Source organism: Candidatus Hepatobacter penaei, assembly GCF_000742475.1.
GTDB lineage: Bacteria > Pseudomonadota > Alphaproteobacteria > Holosporales > Hepatobacteraceae > Hepatobacter > Hepatobacter penaei.
On record NZ_JQAJ01000003.1, the window covers coordinates 18,095 to 18,727 of the forward strand.

The window sequence follows — 633 nt, forward strand, 5'->3', positions numbered from 1 at the left end:
GCAAGATGCGAACTATCCTATGCTGACCTTGTAAGTGCGGGCATGGGCTGAAGGCTTGGCCTGTGCCATCGGCCTCACCGAGCCCTACCGACCTTTGATACCCTAAACACGGCGCCCCGTTAAAGGGGCGTTTTTTTATGACCTGTTTAGTGGGGGTTGTGACGTGATCTGAAGCCATTTTGCCCTTATCATAAGTTATTTTATATCTTTTTTTGTCAAAAAAAGAGTGAAAAGACAGCCGCTTGACAGCCCACTCTTTCTTTGAGACTAAAACATGAAATGATTCCATCATTGATAATTAATATCAATATTAGGGATAGAGTTATTTATGAAGTATAAATCGTGTTTGCTTTCTGTTGTTTTAATCAGTTCTTTTGTGACGGATGGCCTTGTGGCCCTCGAGGCGCTCTGGCGTGAAGAGCAACGCGTGCTGGCCGCACATAGAGCCGGACAGGCCGTAACGCTGAATCCAGGGTTTACATGGAAAGATCCTGCCATGAAAGCCCGTAATGACGTTTTGCTTCAACGGCCCCAACCTCAACCCCAACCTCAGCCTCAGCCAAATACTGCCGTGCGTCCCCCACAAAGGCCCCAGCATCCCTTGCCTCAGAACCCACAGCCACAACCAAACCT

Annotated in this window: 1 pseudogene; it reads left to right on the top strand. The window is 48.3% G+C overall.

Annotation, left to right across the window (positions count from 1 at the left end):
* Positions 1-328 precede the first annotated feature (328 nt).
* Positions 329-633: pseudogene (locus tag IG82_RS07210) on the top strand (hypothetical protein); the annotation flags it as partial.